14 protein-coding genes and 1 pseudogene are annotated in these 13,243 nt (G+C 34.3%); 14 read left to right on the top strand and 1 reads right to left on the bottom strand.

Going from position 1 to position 13,243, the window contains the following annotated elements:
- Window positions 1-201: 201 nt before the first annotated feature.
- Window positions 202-1,302, bottom strand: a pseudogene (locus IPK14_13990) (IS3 family transposase).
- Window positions 1,303-1,429: 127 nt separating this feature from the next.
- Here IPK14_13990 and IPK14_13995 point away from each other — a divergent pair.
- The 14 genes from IPK14_13995 (at window position 1,430) to IPK14_14060 (ending at window position 13,044) form a co-directional block, all read left to right on the top strand.
- Window positions 1,430-1,621 carry a hypothetical protein gene (locus IPK14_13995; GenBank protein ID MBK7994443.1) on the top strand — a complete coding sequence of 64 codons (192 nt, stop codon included), beginning with the start codon at window positions 1,430-1,432 and terminating at the stop codon, window positions 1,619-1,621.
- Window positions 1,622-1,888: 267 nt separating this feature from the next.
- Window positions 1,889-2,095 carry a PHP domain-containing protein gene (locus IPK14_14000; GenBank protein MBK7994444.1) on the top strand — a complete coding sequence of 69 codons (207 nt, stop codon included), beginning with the start codon at window positions 1,889-1,891 and terminating at the stop codon, window positions 2,093-2,095.
- A 187-nt stretch (window positions 2,096-2,282) separates the two neighbouring features.
- Window positions 2,283-2,429 (top strand): hypothetical protein, encoded by a 147-nt coding sequence (locus tag IPK14_14005; protein ID MBK7994445.1) that lies wholly within the window; start codon window positions 2,283-2,285, stop codon window positions 2,427-2,429.
- A complete protein-coding gene (locus IPK14_14010; protein ID MBK7994446.1) occupies window positions 2,377-2,499 on the top strand; it encodes a hypothetical protein in 123 nt (40 codons plus the stop codon). Before IPK14_14005 ends, IPK14_14010 begins: the two co-directional genes overlap by 53 nt.
- A gap of 95 nt (window positions 2,500-2,594) precedes the next feature.
- A complete protein-coding gene (gene cutA, locus IPK14_14015; GenBank protein MBK7994447.1) occupies window positions 2,595-3,329 on the top strand; it encodes a divalent cation tolerance protein CutA in 735 nt (244 codons plus the stop codon).
- A 238-nt stretch (window positions 3,330-3,567) separates the two neighbouring features.
- Window positions 3,568-3,705, top strand: coding sequence for a hypothetical protein (locus tag IPK14_14020; GenBank protein ID MBK7994448.1), 138 nt, complete (start codon window positions 3,568-3,570; stop codon window positions 3,703-3,705).
- A 148-nt stretch (window positions 3,706-3,853) separates the two neighbouring features.
- Window positions 3,854-4,411: a DUF4388 domain-containing protein gene (locus IPK14_14025; GenBank protein ID MBK7994449.1), complete on the top strand. Its 558-nt coding sequence runs from the start codon at window positions 3,854-3,856 to the stop codon at window positions 4,409-4,411.
- Between the two features lie 115 nt (window positions 4,412-4,526).
- Window positions 4,527-7,127 carry an ATP-dependent chaperone ClpB gene (clpB, locus tag IPK14_14030; protein ID MBK7994450.1) on the top strand — a complete coding sequence of 867 codons (2,601 nt, stop codon included), beginning with the start codon at window positions 4,527-4,529 and terminating at the stop codon, window positions 7,125-7,127.
- 8 nt (window positions 7,128-7,135) lie between these two features.
- A complete protein-coding gene (locus tag IPK14_14035) occupies window positions 7,136-7,564 on the top strand; it encodes an Hsp20/alpha crystallin family protein (GenBank protein ID MBK7994451.1) in 429 nt (142 codons plus the stop codon).
- Between the two features lie 36 nt (window positions 7,565-7,600).
- Window positions 7,601-8,233: a nucleotide exchange factor GrpE gene (locus tag IPK14_14040; GenBank protein MBK7994452.1), complete on the top strand. Its 633-nt coding sequence runs from the start codon at window positions 7,601-7,603 to the stop codon at window positions 8,231-8,233.
- A gap of 153 nt (window positions 8,234-8,386) precedes the next feature.
- A complete protein-coding gene (locus IPK14_14045; GenBank protein ID MBK7994453.1) occupies window positions 8,387-9,532 on the top strand; it encodes an ATP-dependent Clp protease ATP-binding subunit in 1,146 nt (381 codons plus the stop codon).
- Window positions 9,499-10,479 carry an ATP-dependent Clp protease ATP-binding subunit gene (locus IPK14_14050; protein MBK7994454.1) on the top strand — a complete coding sequence of 327 codons (981 nt, stop codon included), beginning with the start codon at window positions 9,499-9,501 and terminating at the stop codon, window positions 10,477-10,479. Before IPK14_14045 ends, IPK14_14050 begins: the two co-directional genes overlap by 34 nt.
- Window positions 10,480-10,859: 380 nt before the next feature.
- Window positions 10,860-11,861 carry a hypothetical protein gene (locus tag IPK14_14055; protein MBK7994455.1) on the top strand — a complete coding sequence of 334 codons (1,002 nt, stop codon included), beginning with the start codon at window positions 10,860-10,862 and terminating at the stop codon, window positions 11,859-11,861.
- 61 nt (window positions 11,862-11,922) lie between these two features.
- Window positions 11,923-13,044, top strand: coding sequence for a hypothetical protein (locus IPK14_14060; GenBank protein MBK7994456.1), 1,122 nt, complete (start codon window positions 11,923-11,925; stop codon window positions 13,042-13,044).
- The last annotated feature ends 199 nt before the right edge of the window (window positions 13,045-13,243 follow it).

A 13,243-nucleotide genomic window follows, 5' to 3' on the forward strand; every position in this document is an offset into this window, starting at 1 on the left:
CCAAAATCATCTATTTAAGATAGTAAAAAAATAAAAATTATCAAAAAAATTTAAAATCATCATCATTTTCTTTTTCGCTTTTAAATCAATCATCATCAAAAAATCATCATCAAAAAATCATCATCAAAAAATCATCATCAAAAAATCATCATCAAAAAATCATCATCAAAAAATCATCATCAAAAAATCATCATCAAAAAATCAGGTAAAATAAACAGCAGAAGGAGTAAGGTAGTCAAGAGATTGATGAGGACGCTGAAAGTTATAGAAGAAAAGTAACGAGAAATACCACTAACAGCTTGAGCAACAGTTTGGTAATCAAAAGATAAGCTTCCTCATATTTAAGACTACATGAAACCTTTCAATAAAAATGTTGTCAAAAACCCTGCCCCGACCATCTTGGCTAATAGAAGCCAATATTTTCAATAAGTACGCTAGTAAATTCTTTAGAGGTAAATTGCGAGCCTTGATCGCTATTGAATATTTCTGGCTTTGCGATTCGTAATGCTCTTTCTAGCGTTGATATGCGAAATAGGTAATCCGCGTGTTTGATACCTCGGAAAGCCAATACATATCTGCTGTACCAATCCATTATTGCTACTAAATATATAAACCCTTTTTGTATTCTTATGTATATTATATCTGTTGACCATACTTGATTTTTCTTTCTATCTTTACTCCTCTTAGCAAAATGGATATTTGTTGCTTTCCTTCCTGTAACGCTCAATTTTGGCTTTGGATATAATGCTTCCAATCCCATTAATCTCATTAACCTTCTTACTCTTTCTGTTTATCTTATATCTCTGTTTTCAACTCAACTGCTTATTCTTCTTACTCCATAAGATGGTTGCTTAGTATATATTTCATCTATTTTTCTTCATTATTGCTAAATTTTCTGTTTTTTTCTGTTACTGCTTTATAATAAAATGCTCCTCTGCCTATTCCTACTAGCTCACACTGTCTTTTTATATTTATTTTCAGGTGGTCTGTCTCTATAAGGCTGCGTTTTTCTTCAACTGATAAGTCCAGCTTTTTTTTTCACCCAGTCTAACTCGACTTGTAATTTACCTATTTGTTCATATAACTTGCTCTTGAGTTCTTCATCGCTCTGGACTTTGCCTTGTCTTTTGTCTGAAAACATTTCTGGCAATTGTTCCAATGCCTGTTTTTCCAATTCATTATTTGGGTCGGATGTACTTTATAATCGCTTGCTATCTCATTTATTGTTCTTTGTCCTTTTATTGCTTCCAATGCTACTTTCGCCTTCCATTCGCCCACTATAGCTTTTCGGTCATTTTTCATTTTTTCCTCCTTTAACTTTTTCTTTCCTCCTATCTTATTATGGTGCCTAATTTTTGGGGAGCATTATATACTTATTTTAAGTTAAAATAGCAAAATATCAGTCTGCTAGATAGTAGGAGTTTAATTTGTGGATATAAAACTAAAAAAAGAAGGGCTAGCGTTTAGGTGTGAAATCTGTCACCAATCAGATCTTTTTGATGCTTTTAATAACTTTTGCCAACGTTGCACCAACTTAGCAAAACAAGCTGATGAACTAGCTAAAACACCTAAAGATTTAAGTTTGCAATATCGTTGTCAAAGTGGTTTACAACAATTGTAGGTATTAGCTTATTAACAATAGGTTTAATATTAGGGCAGCTTTTGGGGTTTTACAGGCAAAGTTTTAATAGGTCATCACGGGAGTAGTTTTAGGATTATTTCCAGGTGCTTTACTAGCTAGTTTTACAATGATTCAACTAGCTAAAAATTTCTCACAACAGAGAAAAATTAAACTCGTACCTTTTTAGCACAGCAATTAGAATATTTAATAAAACCTAGTAATAGCTAAATATTCTAAATAAATCATTTAGAAAGATAACAATATTTTATGATTATAGATTTACATATTCACACTATTTATTCGCAAGACTCTTTAATTGCTCCTGAAGATTTAATTGAACAAGCTATTTCTGTTGGATTAGACGCAGTTTGTGTAATGGAACACAATTCATTTCAAGCATCAGAAACCGCGGAAGAGTTTGCTCTAGGGACAGGACTAAAAGTCTTTCGAGAGTGGAAGTTACAACAGATTTAGGGATCTGTTAGTTTATGGAGTTAATCAAGCACAATGGCAAGAATTTGAAAATAAAACTAACCTACCAGCACAAAAAATTATTGATTATGTTCGTAGTTGTGGAGGTGTTTGTATTCCTGCACATCCTTTTCGCTTTAAAGCTGCTAGTATTGGGGACAGATTAGAAACTTTAATAGGTATTTTTGCTATGGAAGGTTATAATGCAAAGTCAGATATTGAAGAAAACCGCATGGCATGGGAAAAGGCAGAAAAACTTAATCTAAAACTTACTGGTGGAAGTGATGCACATCTTAGTAGGCCAAATAGGAAAATGTGTAACAGAATTTCCATCTAATATTGAAAATATGTCAGAACTTGTTGAAGCCTTGAAAAGCGGTAATTTTCAAGCTAAATATTTATTTTAATTCTAGCCTTAAATAGCTTGCTGCCAACTTAAAGGGTTTTGTACAATTAACCCTTTCTTACTTTATTAGATTCTTTCAAATTAAGGATATATACTATGCCATTTTGTCCTAAATGCCTTTCTGAGTATAAGCGAGAAATTACACATTGTAATGAATGTGACCTAGATTTAGTTGAAGAATTGACAGATGAAAACAGAATCCATGATATTAGTGATGCACCAATGGTAGAATTACGTAAATTTTCAACTGCTACCGAAGCACAAATGATACGAGGACTTTTAGAGCAGAATGATATTCGAGCCTTAATACAAGGTGAAACTAGTAGCAGTGGTTTATTTCCAGCCGCTACATCAGTAGTTTTATTAGTAGATGGAAGGGATTTCTCTAAAGCAAAAGAATTAGCAGAAGCCTACCTTATAGCAGAAATAGTTATGGATGAAAAAGATATTGGTCAGCCTGAAGAAACGGAAAAAGACGAAATTGCTAGACAATCTGTAGAGGTCTTAAAACAAACTACTGCTATGGTAGTTTTAATTACTGTAGATAAAAAAGAACTAGCTGACAAAATAGCAGAAAGCCTAGTAGTAGAAAACCTTGCAGCCTGTGTCAATATTGTTAATCAAATAGAATCGATTTATCGTTTTGAAGGAAAGCTTTCTCTTGAACCATCATTGCTTTTAATTGCTAAAACTGACTTAGCTTTTTCTCAACGATTAGAAGAAAAAGTAAAAGAGTTACATACTTATGACACTCCAGAAATTATAGCTTTGCCCATTAATCGCGGTTCAGAAAAGTATTTGGATTGGCTTAGAGAGTCCTTAAATTTATAAATCTATATTTAGTACACTGTAAACTAAATATTCAGATATTTTAATCTTAAGCCCCAACGGAGGTGACAGATATGTAGCGTAGGGCGCAAGCCCTACGTATGATTAGCACTTAAAAGACTATGTCGCCACTTTGGGGCTTAAGAGTTAAGAATACAAAATTGCTATATTACTTAGTTTACAGAGTATTTAGTATGTTCTTATGGTAAAAATCTAGTGTTCCTTTAGCTTAATAAATAAAATGTTTGGAAGTAAGTCTAATCCTTTTGCAGATAACAAATCTTCTGTAGATATTGAAGGTGTAATTCTGGATTCAGAGTTACTTCTAAAATATCGTTTTGTTGAAAGAGCTAATAGCACGTTAGAAAAAAGCTATTGAATCTTGCCCTAAGAATATTTCTTTACGAGAAAAATTATTAGAAATTTATGTTGATTATAATTTACCAGATAAAGGGGCTGAACAAGCCCTAGCTTTATCAAAGATTTATGCTGAATCAGGAGATATAGATCGTGCAAATGAAAATATAATGCAAGCAAAAGGTCTTAATCCTGCTTTATCAATAAATTTAATTACCCCAAATGCAGAGGCACCTAGAAGAGCAATAACCCAACCCTTACAACCAATACCACCAATGCAACATATACCTAGGCCAGCCGCTAGACCAATGCCCCGCCCAATACCTAGACCAATACCTAGGCCATTACCCCGCCCACAAGCTACTTATCCATCCGTCCAACGTGAAAAAGCTGTAAAAGTATTAACAGGAGATCTATCAACAATTACTATTTTTGATGTAATTCAAATGGTAGAAAATAGCCGTATTACTGGGATACTTACTATTAATGCTACTACTGTACAAGGAAAAATTTACTTTAACTATGGACAAATTGCAGATGCTCAAATGGGGGAATTACGTAGTAATGCAGCTTTTCGATGTTTTGTTGAACTAGAAGAAGGCCGTTTTGAAATGGAAAAATCTCCTGTAGAATTTAAGCAAAACATTACTGCTCCTAATAATACTAATTTGATTTTGGATATTTTAAGAGAAGTTGATGAGTCAAAACGCGACCAAATGATGGGATAGATAAAGTAGGTTAGTGTATTTTAGGAAGACATTCTATTGCTTGTTTTTAAGAACAAAGCTTAAATTATCTTTTTACTAGTAAGTTTAATAAAATCTGTAAATAATTGGATGGTTTATGCACCGAGATAGATTTACAATTCGCGCTCAAGAAGCTATAGATTCAGCTACTAAGCTGGCAGAACGTCAACAAAATCAACAAATTGAGCCAGAACACTTGCTTATAACTATGCTTGAATCAAATGAGGGAGTAATTAGACCTATTTTAGAAAAAATAGGAATACGTCCTCCAATGATTTTGGCAGAGCTAGAAGAAGCAATAAAAAGCTTACCTAAAGTTACTGGGACAAGTCAGGAAAGATTTTTTCCTCCCGCCTTTATTCAACTTTTACTGCTGCACAAAAAAGAAGCCGACAAACTCCAAGATGCTTATATCAGCACTGAACATTTGCTGCTTGCTATAGCAGAAGAAAAAAATGGTGCTTCTGGCAAAATACTTCGCCAACACGGGGTTGTTAATAAAGACTTGTTAAAAGTCTTAGAACAGTTTCGATGTGGTGAGAAAATTACAGATCAAGACCCTGAATCACGTTATCAATCTTTAAGTCGCTATGGTCGGGATCTAACCGAACTAGCTCGAATAGGTAAATTAGACCCTGTAATTGGACGAGATGATGAAATCCGTCGGGTTGTTCAAGTTTTGTCCAGGCGTACTAAAAATAACCCTGTATTGATTGGAGAACCTGGAGTTGGTAAAACTGCTATTGTTGAAGGACTAGCACAAAGAATTATTTCTGGTGATGTAGCAGAATCTTTACGTAATAAACGCTTGGTAGTATTAGATTTAGGTGCGATGTTAGCAGGTGCAAAATATCGCGGTGAATTTGAAGACCGCCTTAAGGCAGTTTTAAAAGAAGTTACTCGACCCGATAGCAACATAATTATGTTTATTGATGAACTACATACCCTAGTAGGTGCTGGCGCGGCAGAAGGGGCAATAGATGCTTCAAATATGCTAAAACCTGCCCTAGCACGTGGTGAACTTCGTTGCATAGGGGCAACAACCTTAAATGAATATAAAAAATACATTGAAAAAGACGCAGCACTTGAGAGACGCTTCCAACAAGTCTATATTGCTGAACCAAATATAGAGGACACAATTGCTATTTTACGTGGCTTAAAAGAACGCTATGAAGTCCATCATGGAGTAAGAATTAAAGACACTGCAATTGTTTCAGCTACAATGCTTTCACAACGCTATATTGCTGATAGATTTTTGCCTGATAAAGCAATTGATTTAATTGATGAGGCTGCATCACGTCTAAGAATAGAAATTGACAGCCTACCAACAGAGATTGACGAGGTAGAACGCGAAAGAATTCAGCGAGAAATAGAGCGTCAAGCACTCCAAAGAGAAGATGATCCAGTTTCGCGTGAAAGATTAGCTAAAATTGAGCAAGAAATTTCTGAATTAAAAGAGAAAAGTGCAGGAATGAAAGCTCGTTGGCAGTCAGAAAAGGAAATTATAGAACGTATTAGTTCTAATAAAGAAGCCCTGGAAAATATGCGTATTCAAGCTGAACAATTTGAACGAGTTGGAGATTATGGAAAAGTAGCAGAAATACGCTATGGAAGTATGGTTGGACTACAAAAAACTGTTGACCAAGACCGCGCCCGGTTAGCTGAACTTCAAGAACGAGGGCGAATGCTAAAAGAAGAAGTTGATGAGGAAGATATTGCTCATGTAGTAGCAAAATGGACAGGTATTCCTGTTGCAAAAATGCTAGAAAGCGAAATTCACAAGTTAATTACTATGGAAAATCGCTTAGAAAGCCGTGTAGTTGGACAATCTGAAGCATTAGCAGCGGTTGCAAATGCTGTTCGTCGTTCTCGCTCAGGTCTTCAAGACCAGGAAAGACCTATTGGATCGTTTATTTTCTTAGGCCCAACTGGTGTAGGTAAAACAGAAACCGCCCGCGCACTAGCAGAATTTCTCTTTGATGATGAAAAAGCAATGGTTCGTATAGATATGAGCGAATATATGGAAAAACATTCTGTTGCTCGTTTAATTGGCGCACCACCTGGTTATGTTGGTTATGATGAGGGCGGAATGTTGACCGAGTCTGTACGTCGTCGTCCTTATGCAGTATTACTATTTGATGAAATTGAGAAAGCTCATCCAGATGTTTTTAATATTCTGCTGCAAATTCTGGATGATGGACGTTTAACCGATGGAAAAGGTCGAACAGTTAATTTTAAGAATAGTGTAGTTATTATGACTTCTAATATTGGAAGTCATCGAATTATGGAATGGGCAGAACATTCAGAAAACCGTATGCGTGAAGAAGTAATGGATGAAGTCAGAAGTGTTTTTAAACCAGAATTCTTAAATAGAATTGATGAAATTGTGATTTATCATAGTTTGGGACGAGAACAAATTAAACAAATTGTAGATATCCAAGTTTCATTACTGGAAAAATCCTTAAAAGAAAAACATATCAACATTAAATTAACAGATTCAGCAAAAGAATTTATTGTTCAAGAAGGCTTTAATCCAGCTTATGGCGCACGTCCCTTAAAACGAGCTATCCAAAGTTTGGTTAAAGATCCTTTGGCTATTAAGTTACTAAAAAATGAAATTTTACCTGGTCAAAGTGTTGAACTAGTAGCAGAACCTAGTATTAGGCAGCTAAAATTTATAATTAGTGATACAAAATAAGGATTTTTATGTCAGATAAGTTAGAGCATCTTAAAGACTTAATCAATTTACAAGAAAAAATGAATCGTCTTTTTAAGGAAGTAACTGTTGTTTCAGATTCTAAAGATTCTTGGGTGCCATTAGTTGATATTTATGAAGCCCAAGAAACAATAGTTATTAAAGTAGATTTGCCAGAAGTCGCACAAGAAGATATTCAAGTTAATTTAGATGGAGACAAATTAACACTTATAGGTAAAAGAAATTTACCTATAGGAGTTGAGAAAGAGCAGTTTCAATGTATGGAACGCTTTTATGGGCAATTTAACCGGCAGTTTACTTTGCCTTCTAATGTTGATCCAGAAAAGATTAATGCTGATTATAAAATGGGAGTCTTGACCATCACTTTACCAAAAATTGCTCCAAAAATTGCTAAGCAAATTAAGGTAAAGATTGGCTAAATTTTATAGATGAAAAATTTTTTAAGGAGTATTTTCATGAAACAACCAGAAACACCAGATAACTCAAACACTACAGATTGTGTTGCTAGTGAGACTACTGCAAGTGGAGATTCTTATATAGATGATGAAATTGAAAGCAATGATGAATCATCTGATGAATCATCAACAGAAAGTTATCCTATAGGTTATGTTGCTGAACTGAAAGCAAAATTAAAAGAAGCTGAAGAAAAAGCCGATATGTTGCAAGCTCGATTTAAGCAAGCCCAGCTAGACTTAAATCGAGAAGCCGACGAACTACGCAACAGATTACGCCGTAATTCGGAAGAGCGGCTAGAAACAGCTAAAAGTGATATTTATAAGCGAATGCTTGAATTTGTAGACAATTTGGAAAGAGCAATTAAATCTGCTGAAACAAATGCTGATGCAAATACTTTGCTAGAAGGTGTAAAGGCTACTCATCAGCTTTTGTTAAGAGATTTAGAAAATAATGGAGTTTCTCAAATAATAGCCGTAGGTGAAAACTTTAATCCTGAACTACATGAAGCCGTAGATATACTAGCGGTTGCACCAGATAAAGATAATCAAGTAACGGCTGTTTATAAAGCAGGTTATAAATTAGGTAATAAACTACTTCGTCCAGCAATGGTGCAAGTTGGGCGTAGTCAGTAAACTTAACAGGCAACCTAATTTAAATAAGATTAACTCTTAGGTTGGGTGGTATTGTAAAATTAGGTTGCCAAAAATTTTTACTTTATATATTTAGTGTAATTTAAACCTTTAACCAAAAAGTGGCATTGCCATTTTAGTGCAGGTGGAAAACTTATGTATGACTTTGGAGATTTTTCAGATCGTTTTAGTGAAAGCGGCCAACGTGTAATGAAACGTGCTATTGAAGAATCACGTCGCCGAGAACATAATTTTATTGCTCCAGAACATATCTTTGCCTCAATACTAGATGTAGAACGCTCTTTTTTTAATGAAATAATGCAAAGTCTTAATGTAGATCCACAGGCTGTAATCAATGAGCTTGATACTAGACTAGCAATTCCTAAACAATATGCAGGCAAACGTGTCAAACTCGCTGATTCTACTAGGGATTTACTTACTGCTGGTCTAAGACGTGCTAGGCAATCAGGCCGACACACCATTGATGCAATAGACCTTTTCCAAGCTCTTTTTGAAGATCGCACAAGTACACCAGTAACTATTTTAAGAAAATTTGGAGCAGAACCAGATTTAGTAGTAGAAAAAATAGCTACTCGTATGCGTAACCGAGAAGAAAAAGAAGACCGCCTTCGTCGTAAATATGAACTCCCTCCTTACTTAAAACATTTTGGTGTTAGCCTAAACAAATTAGCTCGTGCAGATAAACTTCCTCCTGTTGTTGGACGAGAAAAAGAAATTAGACAAATTATTGAAGTCCTTTGTCATAAGGATCGTGCTAATTCTCCAATGCTAATTGGTGAAGCTGGAGTTGGTAAAACTGCTGTTATAGAAGGCTTAGCACAACTAATAGAATTAGAACCAGAAAAAGTTCCTGCCCGTCTTCGTAATGCGCATGTTGTTAATTTACAAATGTCAGGAATTGTTGCTGGCACAATGCTTAGGGGAATGTTTGAAGAAAGAATACAGGGTATTATTAACGAAGTAAAAGAAAGAGAAAACCTAATTTTATTTATTGATGAAGCACACACAATTATTGGTGCTGGTTCAGCTTTAGGGGCTAGTTCTGATGCTGCCAATATGTTTAAGTCTGCGCTAGCACGCGGGGAACTGCGAATTATTGGTGCTACCACTTTAACAGAATATAAAGAATATATTGCTGAAGACGAAGCCTTAGCACGACGATTTCGGACAATAAGAATTGATGAACCAACACAAACAGACACAAGAAGGGAAGCAATAGAAACTGTTATGGAAATGGCCCTCGTTATATGCGCAACCTACATTTACCAGATAAAGTTATAGGCTGGCTAGATACAGCATCGGTAAAAGTAGAAATTGATAGTCCAGATGCGCCAATTGTTACAGCTTCACATGTTATAGATGTTATCTCACAAGAAGCCACCATCCCTCGAGATATGATTTTCCGTGATACCTGTGATCGTTTTAAGCAAATGGAAGACATTCTAGCTAACCGTGTTGTTGGACAACAGGAAGCTGTTAAAGCTGTAGCGCAACGCTTAAGGCTAAACAAAGGGCCACTTAAAGAAAATTTTTATAAACCGGATGGAGTTTTGCTTTTTTTAGGGCCTACAGGGGTAGGAAAAACAGAACTAGCCAAAGCTGTAGCAGAATTTATGTTTGGTGATGAAAGCAAAATGGTGCGAATTGATATGTCAGAGTATCAAGATGGAACCATTGCTATTGAAAAATTAATTGGTATGCCACGGGGCATTGTTGGTTCTGAACGTGGTGGAATCTTAACTGAAAAATTACGTGATAATCCTTATACTGTATTGCTATTAGATGAAGTAGAAAAAGCTTCTCCTTATTTGCTAAATCTTTTCTTGCAAGCTTATGATGAAGGCTGGTTAACTGACGGACGTGGAAAAAAGGTCTATCTATCTGATGCTATTGTGATTATGACTTCTAATTTAGGTAGTGATAGCTTTAAAAAATATGATAAGCCTTTAGGTTTTGGCACTAAAACTACAACAGAAGTCACACAAATTAAGCGAGAAGTTGTAAAGGCAGCAGAAGATAGATTTTCTCCAGAATTTCGCAATCGTATTGATGAAATTGTTGTGTTTTCTCCTCTAACACGAGATGAGGTTAAAGAAATTGCCAAAATTTATCTAGCAAAAATTATTAGACAAATGGAAAAACAAGGTAAATCTCTTACTGTGCTAGATTCAGCACTAGATATTTTAGTAGAAAAGGCTTTAGTCATACCTATGGTGCAAGATTTCTAAAACGTACTATTGATGAAAAAGTAAAATTACCTATTACAGGTTTATGGAAATTGGCAGATCGCTTTCAAGTTGAAGCAGATAAAGAAGATGTAAAAGTAGTTGGATGGCATCCTAATGGCACAAGAATAGAAAGATAAGCCTAGTTTTCACAAACAAATCATTAAGTTTTTCTTTAAGCGTAACTCTAAGAAAGTTACGCTTTTTAATTTTTAGGAGAAAAATAAGGAAAATAATATTGTTGTTTTGGTTATATTTTGCTACACTAAAAAAGTTAAATGATTTTAAGAAGTGTTTTGACAAAAAAGGTAAAGTTCTTTATATTCGCCAAACAACTTAATGAAGTAATTCCACAAAATCCTATCTATATTTAAGGAGTAACGATGGCACAAAAAAATACTAATGACAACAAAAGTCAAATCTTAAAAGCCTTCCAACAATTGTTAGACAACAGAAAAAATGCTAGCCAATTAATTGCAACAAAAGAAGAAACAGCAGAACGACAAAAGGATAAAGAAGTAGTTGATAAAGCATCAAATTACACTGTAGAAAGTATTGTAAAAGGATTAGCAGATTCACAATTAGATTTTGGTAATACAATAGATTCAGTAACAGAAAAACTCACAAAAGAATTAACCAAACTCACAGAATTACAACATGCCATTTTAGTTACAACCCATCAAGTTGAAGAATTGCAAAATATTCGTGTTGCTGCTGATGCTTTAGATATTCTCCAACAAGAAAACCAAGAAAAATTAAAAGATTTTGAAGAAGAATCTACAAAAACCTATAAATTACTAGAAACAGAAACTAATGAAAAACATTTAGCTTGGGAAAAAGAGCAACAAGAATATGAACGTCTTTTAGCAGAAAAACAAGCAACGCTAGAAAAAGACCGTAAGCGTGAAGAAGAAGATTATAAATATGAAGTAGAAAGACAACGTAAAGTTGAAGCTAACCAATATGAAGAACGTAAACGTAAATTAGAAAGAGATTTAGCAGAAAAAGGTAAAGAGAAAGATAAAGTTTGGCAAGAACGAGAAAAAGTATTAGCAGAAAACCAACCAAAGTTTGAAGAATATAAGGCTAAAGTTGCAACTATGCCAGATGAACTAGAAAAAGCTGTGAAAAAAGCTAGAGAAGAAGCAATAAAAGAAACTTATGAAGCTGAACAAGTTAAAGCAAACCTCCTAGAAAAAGAAGTTGCTGCAAGCTCAGAAGTTTATGATCTAAAGATTAAATCTTTAGAAAAGACTATTGAACAACAAGTAAGCCAACTTACCCAACTTACAGAACAACTCCAAGCAGGTATGAAACAAGCTCAAGAACTTGCTATGAAAGCTGTTCAAGGTACTAGTAAATCCAATAACGTAAATAAATCTTAGTTTTAGCTAAGAAATTCTTGTAAGTAAATTAAACTTCTAACTTTCTTAAGGAGCAAAATAAATGACTAAACAATTTTCTGCTAAAAGCACAAAAAACGAGATCCTAGACGCTTACAATGAGTTGGCAGGAGAACATGCCGATTTAGCTAAAGAAACAAATAAGTTAAAAAAGGAACTAGATACTTTACGTAAAGAAAATAAATCATTAGCAGTAAATAATGATGCTAAATCTGATAATGATAGGGGGACGGCTAAAAAAGTGGTTATAGAAGAAACTACACAAAATCTTACTTATACTGTAGCAAGTATTATTGATGAACTAAAACAACTTAGACCTGGATTTGGTAAAGCTGTCAGTGAGCTTTCTGATAAGCTAACTTCTGAAGCTACAACACTTGAACAACTTCGTAAAACTGCTACTACAGAGATTGAAAGACTAAAAACTTTATACAATATTGAAGTCTCTGAAGCGACTTTAGAAGCTTTGATCAAAGAATATGAAGAAAAATCAAAAGCTTTTCAAGAAGAATTAAAAACAAAACAAACCAATTTCCAACAAGATATTTTGGAAAAACGCAAAGCCTGGCAAAAAGAACAAGATGAACATTCTCTAAAAGTTAAAGAACGAGATTCTAATAACAAAAAGACTCAAGATCGTGAACAAACCGAATATACTTATAATTTAACTCAGGCTAGAAACTTAGACAAAGATGCTTATGAGCAACAGAAAAAACAGTTAGAAAAAGAATTACAAAATCTTAAAGAAATTCAAGAAAAAGATTGGGCAAAACGTGAAGAAACTTTAGCTGAACAAGAAAAACAATTTACAGAAGCTAAGACTAAAGTAGAAGAATTTCCTAAAGAACTTGAAGCCGCCATCAAAAAAGCTAAGCAAGAAGGTAGTGGAATTGCTTATCACCAAGCTAAAATCAAAGCTGATCTTGCTGCTAAAGATATTGAAGGTAAAAAGCGAGTATATGACCTTAGAGTACAATCTTTAGAGGAAACTATAGCTAAACAATCCACACAAATTACTAGTCTTTCTACACAACTAGCAGCAGTCCTAAAACAAGGTCAAGAGCTAGCAATTAAGGCAATTGAAGGAGCAGCAAGCGAAACTTCATTCCAAGCTGTTAGAGAGATTGCAATAGAACAAGCTAAAACACAACAGAAAAATAAGTAAAATACTTAATTTTTAATAATCAGTGTTAGGATTAAGTTAATAGACTATTAAAATACTACTTAGCAATTTCTTAAATTATTTGCTTTAATAATTTTAAGATAAATTGCTAAGTAGTTTTGCCTTAAAAAGGGTTTGTACTTAAAAAAATATTTTTGTGGATATCCACAATAGAATAAGCTGTATTTCCCGCTAACTTTCT

The organism is Blastocatellia bacterium (assembly GCA_016713405.1).
Lineage (GTDB): Bacteria > Acidobacteriota > Blastocatellia > Chloracidobacteriales > JADJPF01 > JADJPF01.

Excerpts from the sequence above, each read along its gene's own strand:
- IPK14_14045 (MBK7994453.1), top strand. The coding sequence starts at position 8,387 with ATGTATGACTTTGGAGATTTTTCAGATCGTTTTAGTGAAAGCGGCCAA.
- IPK14_14040 (MBK7994452.1), top strand. The coding sequence starts at position 7,601 with ATGAAACAACCAGAAACACCAGATAACTCAAACACTACAGATTGTGTT.
- IPK14_14010 (MBK7994446.1), top strand. The coding sequence starts at position 2,377 with ATGCACATCTTAGTAGGCCAAATAGGAAAATGTGTAACAGAATTTCCA.
- clpB (MBK7994450.1), top strand. The coding sequence starts at position 4,527 with ATGCACCGAGATAGATTTACAATTCGCGCTCAAGAAGCTATAGATTCA.
- IPK14_14060 (MBK7994456.1), top strand. The coding sequence starts at position 11,923 with ATGACTAAACAATTTTCTGCTAAAAGCACAAAAAACGAGATCCTAGAC.
- IPK14_14050 (MBK7994454.1), top strand. The coding sequence starts at position 9,499 with ATGCGCAACCTACATTTACCAGATAAAGTTATAGGCTGGCTAGATACA.
- IPK14_14025 (MBK7994449.1), top strand. The coding sequence starts at position 3,854 with ATGCAAGCAAAAGGTCTTAATCCTGCTTTATCAATAAATTTAATTACC.
- IPK14_14035 (MBK7994451.1), top strand. The coding sequence starts at position 7,136 with ATGTCAGATAAGTTAGAGCATCTTAAAGACTTAATCAATTTACAAGAA.
- cutA (MBK7994447.1), top strand. The coding sequence starts at position 2,595 with ATGCCATTTTGTCCTAAATGCCTTTCTGAGTATAAGCGAGAAATTACA.
- IPK14_14020 (MBK7994448.1), top strand. The coding sequence starts at position 3,568 with ATGTTTGGAAGTAAGTCTAATCCTTTTGCAGATAACAAATCTTCTGTA.
- IPK14_14000 (MBK7994444.1), top strand. The coding sequence starts at position 1,889 with ATGATTATAGATTTACATATTCACACTATTTATTCGCAAGACTCTTTA.
- IPK14_14055 (MBK7994455.1), top strand. The coding sequence starts at position 10,860 with ATGGCACAAAAAAATACTAATGACAACAAAAGTCAAATCTTAAAAGCC.
- IPK14_14005 (MBK7994445.1), top strand. The coding sequence starts at position 2,283 with ATGGAAGGTTATAATGCAAAGTCAGATATTGAAGAAAACCGCATGGCA.